The following is a 6,637-nucleotide window of genomic DNA, read 5'->3' as shown; positions in this document are numbered from 1 at the left end:
GGAACTTGTTCGCACCTTCCCTAGTTCTGATACCGAAATAGTTGCAAAGCTGATATCCATCCTTGAAAGCCAGGGCCAAGTAGTTAACAACGATCAACGTTCAGACATTGAAGCAGCTGTCGCAGCTGCTAATGAAGGAGATGGTAAAGAAGCCAAATCTTTGCTGGCTAAGGTTTGCGGTCCAGTCTGGGAATCCGTACAACCGGTTATGTGGCCGATCGTTGGCGAGCTAGTGAAAAGAAGTCTTGGTCTTTAAAGCAGTCAGTTTTATTTAAGCCGCGTTTGCGGCTTTTTTTCGTTTAGGCTCGATGGTATCGTCAAAGTTACCAAGCGACTTATACCTAACCTTACTTATAGATGGCACCCCCATGGCCCCCCCGAAAAAAGCAAAAGGGCTGGCGATTTCTCGCCAGCCCTTGCTGTGTCTGGTGGCCCCTGTTGGGTTTGAACCAACGACCAAGCGATTATGAGTCGCCTGCTCTAACCACTGAGCTAAGGGGCCGTGGCGAGGGATTATAAAGTAACTGGCGATTGCAATCCAGCGTAAAGCGCGCAGCTGCTGTTTTTATAAACAATGCATTTTCAATCCTTTATAATCATGTTTTAGCCATACAGCCGGAGAAAACATGATTAGCGATATCCTTGCGCCGGGCCTGCGCGTTGTCTTTTGCGGTATCAACCCGGGGAAGTCCTCCGCCCATACCGGCTTTCATTTTGCCCATCCTGGCAATCGCTTCTGGAAGGTCATCCATCAGGCCGGGTTCACCGATCGGCAGCTCAGGCCGGAAGAGGAGCTGCAGCTGCTGGATACGCGCTGCGGCATCACCATGCTGGTAGAGCGTCCGACGGTGCAGGCCAGCGAGATCGCCTTGCAGGAGTTACGCAGCGGCGGCCGTGAGCTGGTGCGGAAGATTGAGGAGTATCAGCCGCAGGCGCTGGCGGTGCTCGGCAAGCAGGCCTTCGAGCTGGCCTTTAACCAGCGCGGCGCGAAGTGGGGGAAACAGGCCATGACCATCGGGACGACCCAGGTGTGGGTGCTGCCTAATCCCAGCGGCTTAAACCGGGCGACGCTCGATAAGCTGGTGGCGGCCTATCGTGAACTGGACGATGCCCTGGCAACCCGCGGCCAGTAGCGGAGAGAGGCGACTTTCCCGGGATGGCCACCTGAACGCCATAAAAAAAGCTCCCCGCAGGGAGCTTTTTAACAGGCTGTAGACGATGCCCCGCGACGATTAATCGTCAAGGAAGCTACGCAGCACTTCAGAACGGCTCGGGTGGCGCAGTTTACGCAGCGCCTTCGCTTCGATCTGACGGATACGTTCGCGGGTAACGTCGAACTGTTTACCCACTTCTTCCAGCGTGTGGTCGGTGTTCATGTCGATACCGAAACGCATACGCAGCACTTTCGCTTCACGAGCGGTGAGGCCGGCCAGCACGTCATGCGTTGCCGCGCGCAGGCTCTCGGTGGTCGCAGAATCCAGCGGCAGCTCGAGGGTGGTATCCTCGATGAAATCCCCCAGATGCGAATCTTCATCGTCGCCGATCGGCGTTTCCATGGAGATAGGCTCTTTGGCGATCTTCAGCACTTTACGGATTTTGTCTTCCGGCATCAGCATACGCTCAGCCAGCTCTTCCGGGGTCGGTTCACGGCCCATCTCCTGCAGCATCTGACGGGAGATACGGTTGAGCTTGTTGATAGTCTCAATCATATGCACCGGAATACGGATGGTGCGCGCCTGATCCGCGATAGAGCGGGTGATGGCCTGACGGATCCACCAGGTGGCGTAGGTCGAGAACTTGTAGCCGCGACGGTATTCGAACTTATCGACCGCTTTCATCAGACCGATGTTGCCTTCCTGAATCAGGTCGAGGAACTGCAGACCGCGGTTGGTGTATTTCTTGGCGATAGAGATAACCAGACGCAGGTTCGCTTCAACCATCTCTTTCTTCGCACGACGGGCTTTCGCTTCGCCGATGGACATGCGACGGTTGATATCTTTAACCTGCTCGATGGTCAGGCCGGTCTCTTCTTCAATCTGCTGCAGCTTCTGCAGGCCGCGCTGCACATCTTCTTTCACTTCCAGCAGCTTCTCAGACCACGGCTTGTTCATTGCCACCGCGGCGTTGAACCAGGTTTCGCTGGTTTCGTTGCCGGTGAACAGGGTGATGAAGTTTTTCTTCGGCATTTTGCACTGCTCAACGCACAGCTTCATGATGATACGTTCCTGAGTACGAACGCGATCCATCATGCTGCGCATGCTGTTGACCAGGTAATCGAACTGCTTCGGCACCAGGCGGAACTGCTTGAAGACTTCAGACAGCTTCAGGATCTCTTCCTGGGCGGCGGCATGGCTACGACCTTTGGCTTTGATGGTGTCGCGCGTCAGCTCGTACTGGGTACGCAGCTCGGCGAATTTCTCACGGGCCAGCTCTGGGTCGATGCTGTTGTCGTCATCGCTGTTGTCGTCGGCGTCTTCATCTTCGTCTTCGTCTTCGTCGTCATCCATCTCTTCCTGAGACAGCTCGGAGCCAACGTGGGTGGCGGTTGGCGCCATATCTTCTTCGGCGTTCGGATCGACGAAACCGGTGATCAGATCGGACAGACGGGCTTCTTCCGCTTCAACGCGGTCGTACTGCTCAAGCAGGTAGGTGATCGCTTCCGGATATTCGGCAACGGAGCACTGCACCTGATTGATGCCGTCTTCGATGCGTTTGGCGATGTCAATTTCGCCTTCACGGGTCAGCAGCTCTACGGTACCCATTTCACGCATGTACATACGCACCGGGTCGGTCGTGCGCCCGATTTCGGATTCCACGCTGGAGAGCACCTGCGCGGCGGCTTCGGCAGCATCTTCATCCGCGGTGTTTTCGGCAAGCATCAGATCATCGGCATCCGGTGCTTCTTCCATCACCTGAATACCCATGTCGTTGATCATTTGGATGATGTCTTCGATCTGATCGGAATCGACGATATCTTCCGGCAGATGGTCATTGACCTCGGCATAGGTCAGATAGCCTTGCTCCTTACCACGTTGGACAAGAAGCTTCAGCTGTGACTGCGGGTTTTGCTCCATAAGACGGTATCCACACTTAATTCGTTTGATTGGTGTCGGCAGACGGGCTGTCGACATTTAAAGCGAGGGCGTACTTATATTATTGCCGCTGCGCCTCTGCGCGGCTGTCGGGGGCTTCCCGATCGATACTCGGCACTTAAGCCGTTAAATACTTTTCCTTCACGTTGTTCTGCGTTTTCTTACTGCTTTGATACAACGTGAAGGATATTGTCTGTCATTTATTTTTTCGCCAGCTCCTGGCTGATGGTCCAGAGCTCCCGGCGTTCTTCACTGCTTAAACCGTGTGTGCGATCGCGAGCTATCAACTCTTCCTGTCGCAGTTCCAGCAGTGAATCAAACATATGGTTGAGCGAGTCGGTGAAGGTTTGTTCAGCGATGTCTTTATCTGCTATATCGTCCCACATCGACAGTTTTTCAAGGGTTGCCGCCTCTTTTGTGCCGCGATATTGCTCTAAAAGTTGCCCGGTTGTCAGACCAGGCTGCGCCAGACAGCTCTTCACCAGTTCGCTGAACAGGCTCAGCCCCGGCATTTTGCGCGAGTCCAGTCCCTCCAGCGGCGGGACTAACGGCGCCAGATCCGGGTTTTGCACCAGCAGTCCTATCAGTATACGCATGGTCGTGCGTTTTAGCTGCGGTGCGGGACGCGGCGCGCCATTTTCCGCCTGTTTTGGCATTAATCGTTCAAGCTGCGCGTCATCTAAAATGCCCAGCTTATTGCCCAACTCCTGACGCAAATAGATGCGCAGCGTTTCGCCCGGGACCTGGGTTATCAGCGGCAGTGCCAGCGTGCTCAGCTGCGCACGCCCGTCCGGAGTACTCAGATCGACCTGCGGCAGCAGGCTGTTAAACAAGAACGTGGAGAGCGGCTGAGCCTGCTCCATCCGCGCCTCGAACGCCGCTTTGCCCTCTTTACGCACCAGCGTATCCGGGTCTTCGCCGTCAGGCAGAAACATAAAGCGTAGCTGGCGACCATCGGTCATGTACGGCAGCGCCGTCTCCAGCGCGCGCCAGGCGGCATCGCGGCCGGCCCGGTCGCCGTCGTAGCAGCAGATGACGTTATTCGTCACCCGGAACAGCAGCTGGATATGGTCGGCCGTGGTCGAGGTACCCAGCGAGGCCACGGCATAATTAATGTCGTACTGCGCCAGCGCCACGACGTCCATATACCCTTCGACAACCAGCAAACGCGGTGGTTCGGGGTTATCCTGCTGCGCTTCATACAGGCCATACAGCTGGCGGCCTTTATGGAATATGTCGGTTTCCGGGGAGTTCAGATACTTCGGCAGGGCATCGCCCAGCACCCGTCCGCCAAACCCAATCACCCGGCCTCGCTTATCGCGGATGGGGAACATCACCCGTTCGCGGAAGCGGTCGTAACTGCGTCCCTGATCGTTGGTGACCAGCATGCCGGCATCAATAAGCGACTGGCGGTTTTCCTGATTGCCGCCAAACCGTTTTAAAACGTTATCCCAACCTGGGGGAGCATAGCCGATGGCAAAGCGCGTAATCACCTCGCTGCTTAACCCCCGTTTCGCCAGGTACTGGCGCGCAGGATCGGCGGCGGGCTGCATCAGAGACTGTTGATAAAACGCATTCAGACCATCCAGTAACTGGTAGAGGTTCTGCCGTTGATGGCGCTCTATCTGGCTGGGTCCGTTGCCTGCTTCATAAGGCACTTCGAGGTTGTGCATGGCGGCCAGCTCTTCGACCGTTTCCACGAACTCGAGCTTGTCGTAGTTCATCAGGAAGTCGATAGCATTGCCGTGCGCCCCGCAGCCGAAGCAGTGGTAAAACTGTTTTTCACCGTTGACGGTGAAAGAGGGGGTTTTTTCGTTATGGAACGGACAGCACGCGTGAAAATTTTTGCCCTGCTTTTTCAGCTTTACCCGCGCATCGATCAGATCGACGATGTCGGTTCTGGCAAGCAGATCGCTAATAAATACACGTGGAATTCGTCCAGCCATAAGCCCCGTTATTTCTGATGACTATAAACGAAAATAAGCCGCGCATTCCTTTCGGAAGCACGGCCTTACAACTACAACTCGGTCTGAATTGAGAGCGTCGCTCTCAACAGATTAGTACAGACGAGTACGGCGTGCGTTTTCGCGAGCCAGTTTCTTCGCGTGACGTTTCACTGCAGAAGCTTTAGCGCGCTTACGTTCGGTAGTCGGTTTTTCATAGAACTCACGACGACGAACTTCCGCCAGAACACCTGCTTTTTCGCAGGAACGCTTGAAGCGACGCAGAGCTACGTCGAACGGCTCGTTTTCACGTACTTTAATTACCGGCATGTGCCTCTCACCTTTGATTAATTCGGTTTGCCGCTGGCCGCAATGCCAGCTTATTTCAAAATGGTGCGGAATTTTACTGCAACTACTGCTGCTTTGTAAAGCACCGGCGCCTTTTTTGAAAGGGACTTTTATAAGGGTGAGGAGTATACACGAAGAGAGCACCAGGGGTGAGCAAAGTTTTACATCGCCGGTCATTGGACCTACACTGCGCGGTATTGAAGCGAGGTAAAACAACTCATGCGTGTACTGGGCATTGAAACATCCTGCGATGAAACCGGCATCGCGATTTATGACGACCAGCAAGGTCTGTTAGCCAACCAATTGTATAGTCAGGTGAAACTGCATGCGGATTACGGCGGCGTGGTGCCGGAGCTGGCATCGCGCGACCACGTGCGCAAAACGGTGCCGCTGATCCAGGCGGCGCTGAAAGAAGCCGGTCTGACGGCGAAAGATATCGACGCCGTCGCCTATACGGCGGGTCCAGGCCTGGTCGGCGCGCTGCTGGTCGGGGCGACCGTTGGCCGGTCGCTGGCCTTCGCCTGGAACGTGCCGGCGATCCCGGTACACCATATGGAAGGGCATCTGCTGGCGCCGATGCTGGAAGATAATCCGCCGGCGTTCCCGTTCGTCGCGCTGCTGGTTTCCGGCGGCCACACCCAGTTGATTAGCGTCACCGGTATTGGTCAGTATGAACTGTTGGGCGAGTCGATTGACGATGCGGCGGGCGAAGCCTTTGATAAGACGGCGAAGCTGCTGGGACTGGATTATCCCGGCGGGCCGATGCTGTCGAAAATGGCGTCCCAGGGCACCGAAGGCCGCTTTGTCTTCCCGCGGCCGATGACCGACCGTCCGGGGCTGGACTTCAGCTTCTCCGGCCTGAAGACCTTCGCCGCCAACACCATTCGCGGCAACGGCGACGATGAGCAAACCCGCGCCGACATCGCCCGGGCGTTTGAGGATGCGGTCGTCGATACGCTGATGATTAAATGTCGCCGCGCGCTGGAGCAAACCGGCTTTAAGCGTCTGGTGATGGCGGGAGGCGTGAGCGCCAACCGTACCCTGCGGGCGAAGCTGGCGGAGATGATGCAAAAACGCGGCGGCGAGGTGTTCTACGCCCGCCCTGAGTTCTGTACTGACAACGGCGCGATGATCGCCTACGCCGGCATGGTGCGTCTGCAAACCGGCGCCAAAGCCGAGCTCGGCGTGACGGTTCGCCCGCGCTGGCCGCTGGCCGAACTGCCTGCCGCCTAACGCATCCTGAAACAGGCCGAC

At 56.2% G+C, this 6,637-nt stretch carries 5 protein-coding genes, 1 tRNA gene and 1 pseudogene; 3 read left to right on the top strand and 4 right to left on the bottom strand.

Annotated elements, in window-relative coordinates; genetic code table 11:
* A pseudogene (locus KHQ23_RS05630) lies at nucleotides 1–256 on the top strand (hypothetical protein); the annotation flags it as partial.
* Nucleotides 257–426: 170 nt separating this feature from the next.
* Here the strand turns inward: KHQ23_RS05630 and KHQ23_RS05625 are convergent.
* Nucleotides 427–502, bottom strand: a tRNA-Ile gene (locus KHQ23_RS05625).
* 124 nt (nucleotides 503–626) lie between these two features.
* Here KHQ23_RS05625 and mug point away from each other — a divergent pair.
* Nucleotides 627–1,133, top strand: a complete 507-nt coding sequence (gene mug / locus KHQ23_RS05620) for a G/U mismatch-specific DNA glycosylase (protein WP_032421839.1) — start codon at nucleotides 627–629, stop codon at nucleotides 1,131–1,133.
* Nucleotides 1,134–1,232: 99 nt separating this feature from the next.
* Here the strand turns inward: mug and rpoD are convergent, their stop codons facing one another.
* The 3 genes from rpoD to rpsU form a co-directional block, all read right to left on the bottom strand.
* A complete protein-coding gene (rpoD, locus tag KHQ23_RS05615; RefSeq protein WP_004174339.1) occupies nucleotides 1,233–3,074 on the bottom strand; it encodes an RNA polymerase sigma factor RpoD in 1,842 nt (613 codons plus the stop codon).
* A 218-nt stretch (nucleotides 3,075–3,292) separates the two neighbouring features.
* A complete protein-coding gene (gene dnaG, locus KHQ23_RS05610; protein WP_004149864.1) occupies nucleotides 3,293–5,038 on the bottom strand; it encodes a DNA primase in 1,746 nt (581 codons plus the stop codon).
* A gap of 111 nt (nucleotides 5,039–5,149) precedes the next feature.
* Nucleotides 5,150–5,365: a 30S ribosomal protein S21 gene (gene rpsU / locus KHQ23_RS05605; RefSeq protein WP_001144069.1), complete on the bottom strand. Its 216-nt coding sequence runs from the start codon at nucleotides 5,363–5,365 to the stop codon at nucleotides 5,150–5,152.
* 237 nt (nucleotides 5,366–5,602) lie between these two features.
* On the opposite strand from rpsU, the gene tsaD reads away from it, so the two are divergent.
* On the top strand, nucleotides 5,603–6,616 hold the full coding sequence (gene tsaD, locus KHQ23_RS05600; RefSeq protein ID WP_004185679.1) for a tRNA (adenosine(37)-N6)-threonylcarbamoyltransferase complex transferase subunit TsaD: 1,014 nt from the start codon (nucleotides 5,603–5,605) through the stop codon (nucleotides 6,614–6,616).
* Nucleotides 6,617–6,637 lie beyond the last annotated feature (21 nt).

The organism is Klebsiella sp. 64, from assembly GCF_018223915.1.
In the GTDB taxonomy this organism is placed as follows: Bacteria; Pseudomonadota; Gammaproteobacteria; order Enterobacterales; family Enterobacteriaceae; genus Klebsiella; species Klebsiella pneumoniae.
Note: the sequence above shows the minus strand (reverse complement) of the source record. Positions and strands in the feature narration are given on the sequence as shown.